At 32.3% G+C, this 16442-nt stretch carries 16 protein-coding genes; 11 read left to right on the plus strand and 5 right to left on the minus strand.

What is annotated here, in order from left to right; all coding sequences use genetic code 11:
• Positions 1–61: 61 nt before the first annotated feature.
• From eno to AB1282_RS08100, 3 genes are all read left to right on the plus strand, one after another.
• Positions 62–1357, plus strand: a complete 1296-nt coding sequence (gene eno / locus AB1282_RS08090; RefSeq protein WP_056469884.1) for a phosphopyruvate hydratase — start codon at positions 62–64, stop codon at positions 1355–1357.
• A 225-nt stretch (positions 1358–1582) separates the two neighbouring features.
• A complete protein-coding gene (locus tag AB1282_RS08095; RefSeq protein ID WP_056469887.1) occupies positions 1583–1984 on the plus strand; it encodes a hypothetical protein in 402 nt (133 codons plus the stop codon).
• Between the two features lie 119 nt (positions 1985–2103).
• Positions 2104–2466 (plus strand): hypothetical protein, encoded by a 363-nt coding sequence (locus AB1282_RS08100; RefSeq protein WP_056469890.1) that lies wholly within the window; start codon positions 2104–2106, stop codon positions 2464–2466.
• Positions 2467–2503: 37 nt separating this feature from the next.
• Here AB1282_RS08100 and AB1282_RS08105 read toward each other — a convergent pair whose 3' ends face one another.
• The 3 genes from AB1282_RS08105 to AB1282_RS08115 form a co-directional block, all read right to left on the minus strand.
• Positions 2504–2920 (minus strand): hypothetical protein, encoded by a 417-nt coding sequence (locus AB1282_RS08105; protein WP_056469892.1) that lies wholly within the window; start codon positions 2918–2920, stop codon positions 2504–2506.
• Between the two features lie 167 nt (positions 2921–3087).
• Positions 3088–3303 (minus strand): hypothetical protein, encoded by a 216-nt coding sequence (locus AB1282_RS08110; RefSeq protein WP_056469894.1) that lies wholly within the window; start codon positions 3301–3303, stop codon positions 3088–3090.
• Positions 3304–3323: 20 nt separating this feature from the next.
• On the minus strand, positions 3324–3890 hold the full coding sequence (locus tag AB1282_RS08115) for a sigma-70 family RNA polymerase sigma factor (RefSeq protein WP_056469897.1): 567 nt from the start codon (positions 3888–3890) through the stop codon (positions 3324–3326).
• Between the two features lie 614 nt (positions 3891–4504).
• On the opposite strand from AB1282_RS08115, the gene AB1282_RS08120 reads away from it, so the two are divergent.
• The 3 genes from AB1282_RS08120 (at position 4505) to AB1282_RS08130 (ending at position 9856) form a co-directional block, all read left to right on the plus strand.
• Positions 4505–5764 (plus strand): MFS transporter, encoded by a 1260-nt coding sequence (locus AB1282_RS08120; RefSeq protein WP_429898853.1) that lies wholly within the window; start codon positions 4505–4507, stop codon positions 5762–5764.
• 248 nt (positions 5765–6012) lie between these two features.
• The gene (locus AB1282_RS08125) at positions 6013–7554 is read left to right on the plus strand and encodes an exopolyphosphatase (protein WP_429898854.1); all 1542 of its coding nucleotides are present in this window, start codon (positions 6013–6015) and stop codon (positions 7552–7554) included.
• 184 nt (positions 7555–7738) lie between these two features.
• Positions 7739–9856, plus strand: a complete 2118-nt coding sequence (locus AB1282_RS08130; protein WP_156339648.1) for an RNA degradosome polyphosphate kinase — start codon at positions 7739–7741, stop codon at positions 9854–9856.
• Between the two features lie 195 nt (positions 9857–10051).
• On the opposite strand, the gene AB1282_RS08135 is transcribed toward AB1282_RS08130, so the two are convergent.
• Entirely contained in the window at positions 10052–10618 is a 567-nt protein-coding gene (locus tag AB1282_RS08135) for a hypothetical protein (RefSeq protein WP_429898855.1), read from the minus strand.
• A gap of 207 nt (positions 10619–10825) precedes the next feature.
• On the opposite strand from AB1282_RS08135, the gene AB1282_RS08140 reads away from it, so the two are divergent.
• From AB1282_RS08140 to secG, 3 genes are all read left to right on the plus strand, one after another.
• Positions 10826–11047, plus strand: a complete 222-nt coding sequence (locus AB1282_RS08140) for a hypothetical protein (RefSeq protein WP_056469914.1) — start codon at positions 10826–10828, stop codon at positions 11045–11047.
• Positions 11040–11969: an alpha/beta fold hydrolase gene (locus tag AB1282_RS08145; RefSeq protein ID WP_056469918.1), complete on the plus strand. Its 930-nt coding sequence runs from the start codon at positions 11040–11042 to the stop codon at positions 11967–11969. The genes AB1282_RS08140 and AB1282_RS08145 overlap by 8 nt, the downstream gene beginning before the upstream one ends.
• Before the next feature lie 84 nt (positions 11970–12053).
• On the plus strand, positions 12054–12287 hold the full coding sequence (gene secG / locus AB1282_RS08150; protein WP_025569105.1) for a preprotein translocase subunit SecG: 234 nt from the start codon (positions 12054–12056) through the stop codon (positions 12285–12287).
• Positions 12288–12410: 123 nt separating this feature from the next.
• Here the strand turns inward: secG and AB1282_RS08155 are convergent, their stop codons facing one another.
• Positions 12411–12902 (minus strand): DinB family protein, encoded by a 492-nt coding sequence (locus AB1282_RS08155; protein ID WP_390310204.1) that lies wholly within the window; start codon positions 12900–12902, stop codon positions 12411–12413.
• Positions 12903–13177: 275 nt separating this feature from the next.
• On the opposite strand from AB1282_RS08155, the gene AB1282_RS08160 reads away from it, so the two are divergent.
• The gene (locus tag AB1282_RS08160) at positions 13178–13918 is read left to right on the plus strand and encodes an alpha/beta hydrolase (protein ID WP_429898856.1); all 741 of its coding nucleotides are present in this window, start codon (positions 13178–13180) and stop codon (positions 13916–13918) included.
• 67 nt (positions 13919–13985) lie between these two features.
• The gene (rnr, locus tag AB1282_RS08165) at positions 13986–16427 is read left to right on the plus strand and encodes a ribonuclease R (RefSeq protein ID WP_429898857.1); all 2442 of its coding nucleotides are present in this window, start codon (positions 13986–13988) and stop codon (positions 16425–16427) included.
• Positions 16428–16442: the final 15 nt, after the last annotated feature.

The following is a 16442-nucleotide window of genomic DNA, read 5'->3' on the forward strand; positions in this document are numbered from 1 at the left end:
CAGTTAATATAAAAAAGTTTTTAATTAAGCGTATAACGCAACTAAAAGGAGAGATTTTATTATGTCAATGATTATTGATGTTTATGCTCGCGAAGTATTAGATTCTCGTGGTAACCCTACTGTAGAAGTAGAAGTTTATACAGAAGATGGCGGCTTTGGTCGTGCATTAGTACCAAGTGGTGCTTCAACTGGTGAATACGAAGCTGTTGAATTACGTGATGGAGACAAATCTCGTTACCTTGGTAAAGGTGTTGAGAAAGCTGTATCTAACGTTAATGATATTTTAGCTGAAGAAATCGTTGGATACGAAGTAACTGACCAAGTTTCAATCGACCGTCGTATGATTGAAGTAGACGGTACTGAAAACAAAGGTAAATTAGGTGCTAACGCAATCCTAGGTGTATCTATGGCAGTAGCTCGTGCAGCAGCTGATGAATTAGGTTTACCATTATACCAATACCTTGGTGGATTTAACGCGAAACAATTACCAGTTCCAATGATGAACATCATCAACGGTGGTTCTCACGCTGATAATAACGTAGACTTCCAAGAATTCATGATCTTACCTGTAGGTGCTGAAAGCTTTAAAGAAGCAATTCGTATGGGTACTGAAATTTTCCACAACCTTAAAGCAGTATTACATGATAAAGGTTTAAACACAGCTGTAGGTGACGAAGGTGGATTCGCTCCAAACCTTGGTTCAAACCGTGAAGCTTTAGAAGTAATCATGGAAGCAATTGATAAATCTGGTTATAAAGCTGGAGAGCAAGTATTCTTAGGAATGGACGTTGCTTCTTCTGAATTCTTTAACAAAGAGACTGGTAAATACGATCTTGCAGGTGAAGGACGCACTGGTGTATCTTCAGCTGAAATGGTTGATTTCTACGAGCAACTTTGCAATGATTTCCCAATCCTTTCAATTGAAGATGGTTTAGATGAAAACGACTGGGATGGTCACAAATTATTAACTGAACGTTTAGGTAGCCGAGTACAATTAGTAGGTGACGATTTATTCGTTACAAACACTAAAAAGTTAGCTGAAGGTATTGAAAAAGGTATCGCAAACTCAATCCTTATCAAAGTTAACCAAATCGGTACATTAACTGAAACTTTCGATGCAATCGAAATGGCTAAACGTGCTGGTTACACAGCAGTAGTTTCTCACCGTTCTGGTGAAACTGAAGATAGCACAATCGCTGATATCGCTGTTGCTACAAATGCTGGTCAAATTAAAACAGGTTCTGCTTCTCGTACAGACCGTATCGCTAAATACAACCAATTATTACGTATTCAAGACGAGTTAGGCGAAAGCGCAGTATACCAAGGATTAAAATCTTTCTACAACTTAAGAAAATAATTGAATCAAAACTAAGTGCATTAACAAAAAAAACATAATCCATTATAGACACGTTAAAAAGAGAAGGATCGTCACCTTCTCTTTTTTTTATTGATTAATTTTAAATTTTTTTAATTTATTGCACATAGGTTGAAAAAATCCTTGAATCTTTCACTTATATATACAAACACAAATACCGGTTTTGATGTTTTGTTTTAAAAAATTAAATTAATAGGAGAGATTCGAATGCCAGTTCCTGGAGAAATTTTTTTTGTTAAAAACTTAAGTAATGTTGATAAGACATATAAACAATTAAATGATGAATTTATTCGAAAAAATTCAGGAGGCTATAAAGATATTGTAACTGCTATAAGTCTCGGTGGGGCAGGTATAGTAGTAACGATAATAGGAGTATTTTTTGCAGCAGCTATCTATGCAGTAGCAGGTATTGCAATAACATTATTAGGGGTAGCAGATGGTGTTAAAAAGGCGCTTGATAATGCAAAATATACTTCTAATATGTCAAAGCTTAAAAGTGGAACCTATAAATACTTAAGAATAAAAACTGCGGTTTATAAGACATTTACAGGTTCTGCATCTGGTAATGCATGGAGCTATACAACAAAACAAACTGCACAATTCATCTAATAGTAAAAAATGTCATTGATTAACATCAATGACATTTTTTTGTAACTTTTGATGTTAAATTACTTTAGTAAAATCAAGTAAAATAATAATATAAATTACAATAAATAGGAGGTATTATAATGAGGAAATATGAGAAAGAGTTTATGAGTATTAATTGTTTTAAAGATATTAATTTTAAGAATGTGGAAGAATGCATTCGAGCTAAAAATTTTAACATTATCGAAAAAGTTGCACTAAGCGACGGGGTTATTTTTATACTTGAAAAGTTTTCTATTAATTTAGGTTGTAAATTAGTTACAACGATAATGATTTATGGAAAAGATAAAATTTTAGTAAAGATTGTAACCGCAGGAGGAAAGATAAAAGAGTTTCTAGATTTGGGTTCATTTAAAAATACGCATAATGAAGTTGTAGATATAGTTGAGGGTTTCTTAAGTCAGGTTAATTTTAAAGTAAACAAACAAAAAAACCTTATTAATTAAATAAGGATCTAAAATTTTTAGTATGAATACCTTACCCTTACCAGATATATGCTATTTGTATAGTTTGTTCGAATTCGGTCTTATTACCATTTTTTAAATCAAGATTATAAACATATAAAACATATTTTAGTTTTCCTTTTTTCTTTAACAAATTTAAAATCTCATATATTTTTATATCTTTCAGAGTATGGTAAAAAATTGATTTTATACCATCAATATTAAATAAATTTATTTCTTGAAACATTGTAAAGTTACATTTTGCTCCGAGTGTTTCAGATAATATCTGTAAGATTCTTTCTTCCCCAAAAGATTCAAAATCTTCTACTATATCTCTAGTATTGTGAGGTTGCTTTGTATATACATGATATAGGTCTTGAATATCGTTATAACTTAAAAAAATTGGTTGAAACTTTTTGTATAGAGTTCTAAACTCGGAGGTTTTAGTAGTTTTCATTTAATTTAACTCCTTAATTCTTTTTGTTTATAATTACCTTTAATTGCTTTAAATGTGCTAGTAATTCTACTTTTTTTAAACCAATATAATAGTTAAATAAGTACTACTATTGGAAAATCACAAATGTAATATTAGGTATTATCTCAGGCATCTTTTTCTCCTTTATATTATTTTTCATTGTCAATTTTTTGCTCGTTTATAAACTCAAAAAAACCAGGTGGTTCAGAGATAATATTATTGATATTTAAAAATTTCTCGTAGATTAATATTTTAATTTCCTGCGCTAAATCTTCTTGATTGGCATAAGTTACTTTCCTAACATGGCTGTTAATATAAAATTTGAGATCGTCTAATAAAGTTTGAAAATCCTCGTGACTAGGCATTAAAGCACAACTCCAAACATTTATGAATTAAATTTAGACTTAATTTGTTCAATAGCTTTTTTATGAATTCTATTGATATTTTGGGGAGAAGAGTTTGTCATCCTAGCAGCTTCAGTTTGTGATAAATGATGAAAATATATTAATTTAATAATTTGTTGCTGCTTTGGTGTTAAAGTTTTTATTGCACTTCTTAAGACATCGTTTTCTATTTGTTCAAAAGAATCCAAGCTACTATAGATATTAGGATTTTCATTAACGATAATATTGTTCTTTATACTTATTACGTCCAGTTTTATAGGTTTATCTATTGATAATATATTTCTGTTATTCAATTTATTTATTCGCTTATCGAAATCTATAGATTTATAGCGTATTAGACTTTTAAAGTAACTTTTCTTTCTAAATTCAAATAAAAACTTTTTAAAAGAAGAATCTATAATTCTTTGTTTTTCTATATCCGGATGTTCTAGATATGATACAAATAATAGAAAGTTTTTATTATCTTCGAGAAACTTTTCAACTATGAATCTTTTTTTTTCTTCTATATTCTCCAAATACTGAGAAACTTTTTTTCTATTGTTGTTCATAAAAAATATAACCTCCCTTATTAGTAAGATGTTTAATAATATAAGTGGTCATTATTATTAAGATTTAAACCTCAATAAAAAGCGTTCACAAATCTATCAAAATAAAGCTAGATAAATGAGTAGTACATTGCTTAAATTAATTACTAATTATCTAGAAACAAGTATGAAAAGATTAAGAAAATGTATCGAAGTAAAGTCTAATTAGGAAATAAATTATTAAATTATGGAGTGGTGAGAAAAAGAGGTGAAAGCATGTTAGAAGATAAGTTTTAGTATAAAAGAGGTAATAATATAATTGTAACAATAAAAAGTCAATATTAATGAGTTGAATAAATTGTTTCTGTGAAATCTATTAGGTTACTAATAATTGATACATACAAAATGAGTAAGGCTGCTGGTCAGATATTAATTTCCTTTCTTTCTTCAATGAGTTTAAATTTAATGTAAGTGGTGTCATCATCTATTTAATTGATCCGTTAGATAATTTTTGTATTTGTAATAATTAGGATTGATTATTAAAGAATCCTAATGTTAAAATAAGAATACGCGAACATTAGTTCTTGTGTTTGATTGAGATTAATTCGGAATGAATTAAAAATAAGAGAGGGGAAAAAATGTCTACATCTACTCCAACAGCTTCAAATCCTTCAATGGCTTCTTTGTTAAAAAATCCTTTTATCCAGACAATTCTTTCAGCAGGCTTGTTTATTCAAGTTGGTATTTGGATTCGTAATTTTGCAATATTATTATTTGTTGTGGAAAAGACAAATGGCGATGCAACAGCCGTATCACTGATTTCAGTTGCTGAATTTGCGCCGATTTTTATTTTTTCTTTTATCGGTGGAACTTTTGCCGATCGCTGGAAACCAAAGCGTACAATGATTTGGTGCGATCTTTTAAGTGCTGTATCTATATTTGTTATTTTGTTAGCACTTTTATATGGAACTTGGAAGTTTGTGTTTTTTGCTACATTAGTTTCAGCAATCTTGTCCCAGTTTTCTCAGCCTTCCAATATGAAGTTATTTAAAGTTCATGTACCAGGTGAGCAAATGCAAGCAGGTATGTCTATATTTCAAACGATGATGGCAGTCTTTATGATTTTAGGTCCAGTATTAGGTACGTTCGTATTTCAACAAGCTGGAATGCATGTTTCGATGGCAATTGTAGGTATTGCTTTTCTTATGTCAGCTTTAGTATTAACAAGGTTACCTAAAGATCAAGAAGAAGAAAAGGCAGAACATACAACATCATTAATGGAAGAGATGAAGTCAGGATTCCAATACGTTTGGTCTCGTAAAATTCTCGTTTATTTAGGTGGAGTATTTGCAGCAGCAGGATTAGGTATAGGCCTTATACATCCATTAGCGATTTTTTTAGTAACTGAGCGACTAGGATTGGATAAGGAATATTTACAATGGATATTTGCTGCAAATGGAGCCGCTATGATTATAGGTGGTGGCCTAATAATGGTAATATCTAATAAGTTGGCACCGCATGTTTTATTATTAATCGGTATGGCGGTCAATGCGATTGGAATATTTGTAATAGGTTGGTCTGAGATGTTCTGGCTAACGTTAGTTGCTGAATTCTTTATCGGATTATTTATGCCTGCATTGCATATTGGTATTAATACAATCATCTTAAAAAATACTGATGAAAAGTTTGTAGGTAGAGTAAACGGTATATTAACACCATTATTTATGGGAGCTATGGTCATTACAATGAGCTTGGCAGGGATTTTAAAAGAGCATTTTTCTTTAGTCTCTATTTATCAAGTTTCAGCATTATTATTTGTTATTGGAATCATCATTATGGTACCAATGTTCAAGATTATGAAGAATGTCATAGTTGAGGCAAAATCAGAAAACTATTAATTAAAGCCTGATTATTCGTTAAGAGTAATCGGGTTTTTTATTGTGACTTTCGAGGAGTATATAACCATTGAAATCCAAGTGTGAATTTAAAATAAAATTGAATATTAAAGAGTCTTGGTAAATTAGTCGAATAGATAATTTATTTGATAGTATGACAAAAGTACCTATTCAACAAGAAAGGATTATTTATTGCCTATCTATTGATATAATGGAGGAACTAGAAATTTTACTAAATATTTAAATAAAGGATGAGAAGTTTGAAAGAGAAATACGGCATCATTGATATAGGTTCAAATACAATCAGACTTGTTATATATGAAAAAAGTAAAAGCGGGCGTATAAAAGAAATTGAGAATATTAAAACGGTAGCTCGTTTACGTAAATATTTAAATGATCAAGAAGTTTTGAATACTGAAGGAAAGAATATATTACTTAAAACACTTCTGATGTTTCAGGAAATCACTCGTCATCATAAAATTAGTGAAGTTAAATGTGTAGCGACTGCAACGATTAGACAGTCCATTAATCGAGACGAATTGATTCAACTAGTGGCCGAAAAAACTGATTTTACATTACAAATTTTATCGGGTTATGATGAAGCGTTTTATGGATTTCTTGCCGTTGTAAATTCTACTCCAATACAAGAGGGAGTTACAATTGATATTGGTGGAGGTAGCACAGAGGTAACTTATTTTAAGAATCGTGAAATGATCCATTTTCATAGTTTTCCATTTGGAGCATTATCTTTAAAGCAGGATTTTATATCAAGCAATATTCCAACTGCTGAAGAAATGAAGCAACTTACTCAATTTATACAAAAGCAATTTGAATCTTTAGATTGGCTTAGAGAAAAGCAAGTTCCGATTGTCGCAGTTGGGGGAAGTGCTCGAAATGTAGTACAAATCCATCAAAGTTTGGTTAATTACCCGATTACAGGTATACATCAATATGAGATGAATTTTGAAGAGATAAACTTCATAAAAAAACATCTTTCATCATTAGAGTTTGACCATATTTTAAGAACGGAAGGTCTATCAAAAGATCGTGCTGATATCATTCTTCCTGCAATTGAGGTCTTTAAAGAGCTTTATTCAATTGTTAATGCAAAGAGCTTTATTTTCAGTAATAAAGGCCTGAGAGATGGTATCTTTATGGAAGAGTGTATATTAAACGGAGAAAAGTTACTTCCTGATGTATTAGACAAAAGTTTTAGTGATTTAGAGAAAGATTATGATGTAAATATAAATCACGTAAATCATATTAAGGTTTTAGTAAACCAATTAGTAGAGCAAATAAATTTATACAATTTATATCAAATAAAGTATGGAGATATATTAGACATAAATCTAGCAACTCGGGTCTATAATCTTGGACAATACATAGGCGAAGAATCAAGTAGTCAGCATACTTTCTATTTATTATCTAATCGTACAATTGAAGGATTAAGCCATAAAGATCGCATAAAAATTGCCTTAATGGCTTCATATAAAAATAAAAATAGCTTTAAGCAATATGTTAAACCGTTTCTTGAGTGGTTTTCAGCGGATGAGCTTAAGAAACTACGCTTTTTAGGGATCCTTTTAAAGTTTGCTAATAGTCTAAACGCATCGAAAAGAGAAGTAGTAAAGAATATTGAATTTAAATTAAACAATGATGACTTGATCGTACAACTTAAATGTATAGACGATTCAACAGTTGAAGAAATTGAATCTGAAAAACAGATAAAGCAATTAGAAAAACTATTTAATATAACAACATATATCCATTTTGAAAAGCACAAATCTGAGTAATCAGATTGTGCTTTTTTATTTTAATTAAAAATTGTCATTAATTAACATTTTTTTCATATATTTACAATTTATTAACATGGCGTTAATAATGGGTAAATTTTATTATTGTAGGATTATGGAGTAGATATTAATTAAAAAATAAAGAGATCGTATTTCTAGAATATGTTCAAAAAGGGTGTAAATGATGATAGCGACAAAAGAGTATAGTGGTAGAAAAATAGAGTTAGCAGATCCACAATATTATAATAATCGAGAATTAAGTTGGCTTGCTTTTAATGAACGTGTTTTAGAAGAGGCCTTAGACGTACATAATCCTTTGCTTGAACGTTTGAAATTTTTGGCAATATTTAGTTCGAATTTAGATGAGTTTTTTATGGTACGATTTGCTGGCCTAAAGGATCAAGTAAAAGCAGGTTTTAATAAGCCAGAAAATAAGGCTGGTTTAACACCAAAACAGCAACTTTCACAAATTTCAACAGTTGGTCATGAACTTGTAAATTTACAATATAAAACATTTACAGAAACATTAATTCCAAAATTAAAAGAGGAGAATGTTCATCTAGTAAAATATCATGAGCTTAGTGATCGTCAAAAAGATTATTTAGAAAATTACTTTGAAGAGCAAGTACTTCCCGTATTAACACCAATGGCAATCGATGCGTATAGACCATTTCCAATGCTATTAAATAAAAGCTTAAATTTGGCAGTTTATTTAGAAGATATGACAGGGGAGGAAGAAAAGCGCAATAAATTTGCAATTGTACAAGTCCCTTCTTTGTTAAAAAGATTTATATCAATACCTACACTTGATGAAAAGCATTGTTATATTTTATTGGAAGATGCTATTACTGCTTATATACATCTTTTGTTCCGAGGTTTTATCGTACGAGAAGTAGCGCAGTTTAGAATTACAAGAAATGCTGATTTGACGATTCATGAAGAAGGTGCGAGGGACTTACTTCGTGAAATAGAAATAGAGTTAAAAAAACGAAAATGGGGTTCGGCGGTTCGACTTGAAATTGGACAGTCTGGCGCGAGTGATTACATTTTAAACTATTTATTAGATGAGCTTGATGTACACGGTAAGGATGTATATAAGCTTGATGGTCCACTAGATTTAACCTTTTTATTTAGTTTTTATAAGGAATTAGAACAATATAAAGAGCATTTAGTATATGAAACATTAATCCCACAGCCACCACAAGATCTTGAAACTGATGAGGATATATTTGAAAAAATATTGGAACAAGATATATTGCTTCATCATCCGTACGAATCATTTGAGCCGGTATTAGATTTTGTATTAGATGCAGCAAATGATCCTGACGTCTTAGCGATTAAACAAACTTTGTATCGAGTAAGTGGTGATTCTCCTATTATTGAGGCGTTAAAGCGTGCAGCAGAAAATGGTAAACAAGTAACTGTTCTTGTAGAGTTAAAAGCTCGTTTTGACGAAGAAAACAATGTACATTGGGCAAAGGAATTAGAAAAAGAGGGCTGCCATGTTATTTATGGAATGACTCATTTAAAAACACATAGTAAAATCACACTCGTTGTTCGTAAAAAGAATGGAAGAATTGAACGATTTGTCCACTTGGGCACTGGCAACTATAATGATGCAACAGCAAAAATTTATACAGATATGGGACTAATGACTGCTAATCGACAAATCGGAGTAGATGCTACAAATTTTTTTAACTTCTTAAGTGGGTTTATGGAAAAGCCTGACTTTAGGCATTTATCTGTCGCTCCGTATAGTATTCGTCATGATTTTATTCGAATGATTGATGAGGAAATTGCTTTTCATAAACAATATGGAAATGGAAGAATCATCGCCAAAATGAATTCTTTAACTGATAAGCAAATTATTATGAAGCTATATGAAGCATCTAAAGCTGGGGTAAAGATTGACTTAATTGTTCGCGGAACTTGCTGCTTGCGTCCTCAAATAAAAGGTGTGAGTGAAAATATTCGTGTCATTAGTATCGTTGGGCGATTTTTAGAGCATAGTCGTATCTATTATTTTTATCATAATGGGGAGCAGAAAATCTTTTTATCATCTGCTGATTTAATGACACGTAATATGGAAAAACGAGTTGAAATCTTTTTTCCAATATTCGCTGATCATCTAAAAAAAAGAATTATGAGTATCTTACTTATGATGCTCTTCGATACTGCAAAAGCACGTGAGCAAGATGAAAATGGTGTATATCAGTATGTAAAAAGTACTGGAAATGAGAAATATAATAGTCAAAGTGAATTGTTTAATCTGGCTTATAATGTTTGGGATGATGAAGAGTAATCACAGACTGAGTGTTCAACTTATCTTGATAATACAGACCCAAATAGTAACTAATTAAGAGTAGGATTAGGATTCAAATCATTTTAAAGGACAGAAAAAGCAGGGAATAGGATATTATAAAGACCCACAAGCATTTAATAATCTTGTGGGCCTTTTTATGAAGTTTATGTCTGTTCTTTAATGAAATGAAACTATCTACTTATTTTTTCTCGACCTTCTAGCAAACCCAATTGCGATAATGAGTGCTCCGATTGAGTCTGCGATTATATCTGTCATCGTATCAAAATTACCACCGCCTTGGGTATTAGTTCCAAAAAATTGGTCGCTACTGAATTCCCAAATTTCCCATAAGGCTCCACAAAATACTCCGAATGCAAATACAAATAGAAAAATGAATCCAGCTGACATTGCGCTTTGAGACTGTTTCGTTGTCAATTTTCCCAATAAATCAATTGCTAAAAATGCGACTAGTGTTCCACTTAGAAAATGTAAAAACGTATCCCACCAGCCTAAGCTATAAAATCTAAGCATTGAACCAAGACATAGGGACCCTATTAAAAAAGCAAAATAAGAGAGAATAAACGAAAATGCAAATCGAATTTTAAAAAATTTATCTAATATGAGTGGCACGAGTGCACAAACGAGGCCACCTAGTGCGATTGGATAGCGATAAGAATCGTCTTTTATGAAAAATATGACGAATAAGACAAGCATTACAATAGCAAAGAAAATGCTTAAAAATGTTTGAATGCCTCTTTTCATTTCGAATCCCCCATTCATTCTGTATTTATCTCAATTCAAACTTCAATACAAAACATGCTTAGTTTAAAATCCTAAATATGAGCTTAACTTTGACATAAAAAGTTCACCAAATTGATGATAAATTGTTAAAAATTAAACTATAGAATTAGGAAATATGGATTAGTATTGAATTATGGATAAGAATGGCAATTAGTTGGGAGGATAATTATGAAATTTTTCGCATACTTAAAAGATTTTCTTTGGTATACTATAAAAACATATTTACTTCCATTTATGATTGTTATTGTTACAATAGTAATTGTTTTTTGGAGACTATTAGGTGATGAATTTACATTTAATTACATACGATTAGAAATAATCTATTTCACTTGTTTTTTCTTATTAGTATCTTTTACAACATATGAGATGAAGGGGCATAAAAATGAATAATTGGGAAGGATTAATTTCGGCGAAGGATCGAACAAAAATCTATTTGCGAAAATATATTCCTGCTGAACCAATTGCTGTGATTCAAATTGTACATGGAATGGCAGAGCATGGTGGAGCTTATGAAAAATTTATTGAATATTTAGTTCATAATCAGTTTGCAGTCTTTGTTCATGATCAAAGAGGTCATGGAAAAACAGCGGCTATTGAGGATGATTTAGGTTTTTTTGGTGAAGAAATCGGTTGGGATGAAGTTGCTAATGATATCATTTTTATAAGTAAGATGATCAGAAAAGAACTGAAAGATATTCCTTTAATTCTATTTGGGCATAGTATGGGATCTTATTTGAGCAGACGAGTTGTTCAATTAAATGGGGGACTATACGATGGGCTAATTATTTCTGGAACTGGATGCGATCCAGGAATACTAAGAAAATTAGGAGTTTTTATTTCAAGCGCAGAAGCATTTTTAATTGGAGCTAGTAAGAGAAGTAAGGTTTTAGACTTTTTAACCTTTGGAAACTTCAATAATCATTTTAAGTTTCCTAAAACAAAATATGATTGGTTAACAAGAGATGAAGCTGAGATTGATCGCTATATAAAAGATCCATATTGTGGTTTTATTTGTTCTGCAAGCTATTATCGCGAACTGTTGAAAGGGATCGGAATTATACATCGTAAAGAGGAAGTAACGAAGACACCAACCTCATTGCCAATTTATATTTTTTCAGGAGATAAAGATCCAGTTGGTCAAAATGGTGAAGGTGTAAAGAAGGTATATGGGTTATATAAAGATATTGGATGTTCAAATGTAAAGTTGAAATTATATGAAGAAGGTCGCCATGAGATGCTTCATGAAACAAATAAAGATGAAGTACATCAGGATGTAAAAACTTGGATTGAAGAAACGATCTTAAAACATTAAATAAGTGTTGTACTCTCATATTGAAGTATAGTATTCTTCATAGTAGAATAGGAAGTAACAGTATTTTACTGTGGAGGTGAAGAAATGCATACGTTTTTATCTGTACTATTAATTATTGTTTCAGTACTTATGATTGTTTTAGTTCTACTTCAATCTAGTAAAAGTAACGGCCTATCAGGTGCGATCTCTGGTGGTGCTGAGCAACTGTTTGGCAAGCAAAAAGCTCGTGGTTTCGAATTAGTTTTACAACGAATCACAGTTGTTGTAGCGGTTTTATTCTTCATTCTAACAATTGCTGTAACGTATTTTAAACTGTAATAAAACAAGCTACCAAAAAGGTGGCTTTTTTATTTTTCTAAAATTGTAAACTATGTAGTTCGATTTGGAGTAATAAAAAAGACAACCTAAAAACCAGGTCGTCCCACAATTAGCCACAAAAAATTATCCCTTCATTGCAGCCCATTCTTCTTTACTTGGACCGTACATTCCAGGAATAGCTAATCCTGCTTGTCGCATTAATACAGTCATTTGGCCGCGGTGATGCGTTTGATGTGAAATTGCCATACGTAGTAATGCATGGATAGGCATTTCAAGGAATCCAAAAGCATTAATGATTTGATTTAAGTCTTTTTCTTTCCATTCTTTTTCTGCTGCTTCAACCATTGCTTTACTTGCTTCTGCGTATTTTTCAGTAATTTCCTTCGCAGTTGCTGGCATCTCTTCCTTGCTCATGGATGCTTCGAATTGTAATCCTGATTGTGAAATGATCGCTTTAATTGCTGTAGTTATATGCCAAGCTAATTCTCCTAAAGAGCTAAAATCTTCACCAATTGATTGATCAAGTGACTCATCTGTCATAGCATTTAGTAACTTGATTGTGTTTGCTTCTTCCATTTTCCATTCAGTAATAAATTCTTCAACATTATTAAACATAACGTATCCTCCTTTTGTTGGTTAAATTACCAACATTATTATTACCACACCTTTCATTAAATCATAACTAGATAATTAAAAAAACTGTTTATTGGTAAATTATTGAATTGAAAGGTAAAATAAAAGAACAATTTCTTTACGTAAAATTAGTTAAATATTATTATCAATTATTTATATTGAAGATATCGATTATTAATTTAAATAAACAAAATCATTTTAGATAATATAAAAGTAACGAAAGAAAAATGGATAGAAAAGTTTTGGAGTGAGTATATATGAGAGTAACAATGCCGAAGCCATTTACGTTTGAAGGTGGAGATCGAGCAGTATTATTATTACATGGATTTACAGGACATTCTGCGGATGTACGAATGCTTGGCCGTTTTTTAGAAAAACAAGGTTATACTTGTCATGCACCGCACTATAAAGGACATGGTGTACCACCAGATGAGCTTGTTCATACTGGACCAGAAGACTGGTGGAAGGATGTAATGGAAGCTTATCAGTTTTTAAAGGATAAAGGACATCAAAAAATTGCGGCGGTAGGTCTATCTTTAGGAGGAGTATTTGCACTAAAGCTAGGTTATACTGTTCCTTTGAATGGTATTGTCACAATGTGTTCGCCGATGTATATAAAAAGTGAAGAAATTATGTATGAAGGTGTCTTAGCTTACACAAGAGAGTTTAAAAAACGTGAAGGGAAATCTCCTGAACAAATTGAAGTAGAAATGGAAGAGTTTAAAAAAACTCCGATGAATACATTAAAGGCTCTTCAAGGTTTAATTAAAGAAGTGCGTGAAAATGTTGATACAGTATATGCACCAACGTTTGTCGTACAATCTACTGTAGACGAGATGATTAATACTGACAGCGCAATTATTATTTATAATGAAGTGCAATCTGATCAGAAAAAATTAAAGTGGTACGAAAATTCAACACATGTTATTACGCTTGGACAGGAAAAAGACATGTTACATGAAGATGTACTAGCATTTCTTAATGAATTGGAATGGTAGAATGAAATCTTTCTGGACAAACTTAAACTAAATATCCTTTAAGAGTTAGAAAAAAGGAGGGAAAATTATGAATCAACAATGGAAAGAAAAATTATTAGAATTGATGAAAAGTGAAGACTATAAGCCTTTAAATATTCAAGGTATTGAAGAGGCTATGGAGCTGACTGAAGCAAGTGACTTTCGAGAAGTAGTAAAAACGCTCGTTATTTTAGAAGATGAGGGTTATATTGTACGTTCTCGAAATAATAAATACAGCTTACCTGATCAATCTCATTTAGTAAGAGGTAAATTAACTGGCCATGCTAAAGGCTTTGCGTTTGTCATTCCAGAAGAAGCAGGGGCAGAAGATGTATTTATTTCGCCGTCAGATTTAAATGGTGCTTTACATGGAGACATCGTTTTAGCTCGTATTACAAAAGAAAAAAGTGATGCACGTAGAGAAGGGACAATTGTAAAAATTATTGAACGTGGTCAAACGAAAATGGTAGGTACATACCAGGCTCAGAAAAGTTTTGGCTTCGTAGTTCCTGATGATAAACGATTCGGAAGCGATATTTTTATTACAAAGAGCAATTCTCAAGGTGCTGTAGAAGGTCATAAAGTTGTTGTAGAACTTACTCAATTTCCAGAGAATGGGAAAAGTGCAGAAGGAATTGTAGTCCAAGTACTTGGACATAAAAATGATCCTGGTGTTGATATTCTATCGGTTATTCATAAGTTTGATTTACCTCAAGAATTCCCTAAGGAAGTAATGGATCAAGCAAATGCAGTACCGGATGAGATTGATGAATCAGCTATTGGCACTCGTCGCGATCTTCGTGGTGAACAAATTGTAACGATAGATGGAGCAGATGCAAAGGACTTAGATGATGCCGTTACAGTAACAGCGCTTGAAAATGGTCATTACAAGTTAGGAGTACATATTGCAGACGTTACTTACTATGTGACAGATAGCTCACCGATTGATCAAGAAGCACATGATCGTGGAACAAGTATATACTTAGTTGACCGAGTTATACCGATGATTCCGCACCGTTTGTCTAATGGAATTTGTTCATTAAATCCAAAAGTAAATCGATTTACACTTTCATGTGAAATGGAAATTGACCAAAAAGGTGAAGTTGTTAAGCATGAAATTTTTGAAAGTATCATTAAAACAACTGAACGAATGACATATAGCGATGTTAATAAAATATTAGATGAGCAAGATGCTGAATTACGTGAACGTTACGAACCGTTAGTCCCAATGTTTGAGGAAATGGCTAAGTTAGCGAAAATCTTACGTAATAGACGTATGACTCGTGGAGCAATCGATTTTGATTTTAAAGAATCGAAAGTATTAGTTGATGAAGATGGTCATCCAACTGATGTCGTCATACGCGAGCGTTCAACTGCAGAAAAACTAATTGAAGAATTTATGCTAGTAGCGAATGAAACAGTTGCTGAGCATTTCCATTGGTTAAATGTACCGTTCATGTATCGTGTTCATGAGGATCCAAAAGAAGAAAAGTTACAACGATTCTTTGAATTTATTGCATCATTTGGTTATACAGTAAAAGGTGCTGGAAATGAAATTCACCCGAGAGCGTTGCAACAGGTTCTAGATATGGTTCATGGGCAACCAGAGGAGACAGTCATTTCAACAGTTATGCTTCGTTCAATGAAACAAGCGAAATACGAAGCTGATAATCTTGGTCATTTTGGATTAGCAGCGGAGTATTATACTCACTTCACATCACCGATTCGTCGATATCCGGATTTAATTGTTCATCGATTAATTCGTAAATATTTAATCGAAGGAAAAATGGATAATGAGACTAAACGTGAGTGGGATGATAAATTACCTGCAATCGCAGAGCATGCATCAAATATGGAGCGTCGCTCAGTTGAAGCAGAAAGAGAAACTGATGATTTGAAAAAAGCAGAGTACATGCTTGATAAAATTGGTGAAGAGTATGAAGGTATTATTAGCTCTGTAACAAATTTCGGTATGTTTATTGAACTGCCAAACACAATTGAAGGATTAGTTCGAGTTGCTGATTTATCAGATGACTACTATAACTATGACGAGCGTACGTACGCGATGATTGGTGAAAGAACAGGGAAAATCTTCAGAATTGGTGATGAAGTAGCTGTTCGAGTAGTTAACGTTAATAAAGAAGAACGAGCAATCGATTTTGAAATTGTTGGCATGAAATCGAATAAACCTCGTAGAAGCGGCGGTAGAGGACCAGTTAATCTTGGCGGCGGCTCTGGTGGCGGTAGAGGACGAGGTGGACGCGGCAGAGGTTCTTCTGATCGAAATGGAGATAGCTCTCGCAGTGGCCGTTCTCGTGGAAGACGTGGAGATAGTTCTTCACCTCGAAATGAAGAGAAAGAAAGCGGACGTGGTGGTAAATCATCGAGAAATAAACGCGATGATCGTTTTAATCCAACGAAAAGTAAAAGTAAGAGCAAAAAGAACAAACCTTTTTACGAAAAAGTAGCAAAAGGTAATAAAAAACGATAGTAAGTAAAAAAGCAG

Source organism: Gottfriedia sp. S16(2024), assembly GCF_050473765.1.
In the GTDB taxonomy this organism is placed as follows: Bacteria; Bacillota; Bacilli; order Bacillales; family Bacillaceae_G; genus Gottfriedia.

Bases quoted from the DNA above. Each gene is read 5' to 3' on its own strand.
- eno (WP_056469884.1), top strand. From the start codon at position 62: ATGTCAATGATTATTGATGTTTATGCTCGCGAAGTATTAGATTCTCGT.
- AB1282_RS08095 (WP_056469887.1), top strand. From the start codon at position 1,583: ATGCCAGTTCCTGGAGAAATTTTTTTTGTTAAAAACTTAAGTAATGTT.
- AB1282_RS08100 (WP_056469890.1), top strand. From the start codon at position 2,104: ATGAGGAAATATGAGAAAGAGTTTATGAGTATTAATTGTTTTAAAGAT.
- AB1282_RS08105 (WP_056469892.1), bottom strand. From the start codon at position 2,920: ATGAAAACTACTAAAACCTCCGAGTTTAGAACTCTATACAAAAAGTTT.
- AB1282_RS08110 (WP_056469894.1), bottom strand. From the start codon at position 3,303: ATGCCTAGTCACGAGGATTTTCAAACTTTATTAGACGATCTCAAATTT.
- AB1282_RS08115 (WP_056469897.1), bottom strand. From the start codon at position 3,890: ATGAACAACAATAGAAAAAAAGTTTCTCAGTATTTGGAGAATATAGAA.
- AB1282_RS08120 (WP_429898853.1), top strand. From the start codon at position 4,505: ATGTCTACATCTACTCCAACAGCTTCAAATCCTTCAATGGCTTCTTTG.
- AB1282_RS08125 (WP_429898854.1), top strand. From the start codon at position 6,013: ATGAGAAGTTTGAAAGAGAAATACGGCATCATTGATATAGGTTCAAAT.
- AB1282_RS08130 (WP_156339648.1), top strand. From the start codon at position 7,739: ATGATAGCGACAAAAGAGTATAGTGGTAGAAAAATAGAGTTAGCAGAT.
- AB1282_RS08135 (WP_429898855.1), bottom strand. From the start codon at position 10,618: ATGAAAAGAGGCATTCAAACATTTTTAAGCATTTTCTTTGCTATTGTA.
- AB1282_RS08140 (WP_056469914.1), top strand. From the start codon at position 10,826: ATGAAATTTTTCGCATACTTAAAAGATTTTCTTTGGTATACTATAAAA.
- AB1282_RS08145 (WP_056469918.1), top strand. From the start codon at position 11,040: ATGAATAATTGGGAAGGATTAATTTCGGCGAAGGATCGAACAAAAATC.
- secG (WP_025569105.1), top strand. From the start codon at position 12,054: ATGCATACGTTTTTATCTGTACTATTAATTATTGTTTCAGTACTTATG.
- AB1282_RS08155 (WP_390310204.1), bottom strand. From the start codon at position 12,902: ATGTTTAATAATGTTGAAGAATTTATTACTGAATGGAAAATGGAAGAA.
- AB1282_RS08160 (WP_429898856.1), top strand. From the start codon at position 13,178: ATGAGAGTAACAATGCCGAAGCCATTTACGTTTGAAGGTGGAGATCGA.
- rnr (WP_429898857.1), top strand. From the start codon at position 13,986: ATGAATCAACAATGGAAAGAAAAATTATTAGAATTGATGAAAAGTGAA.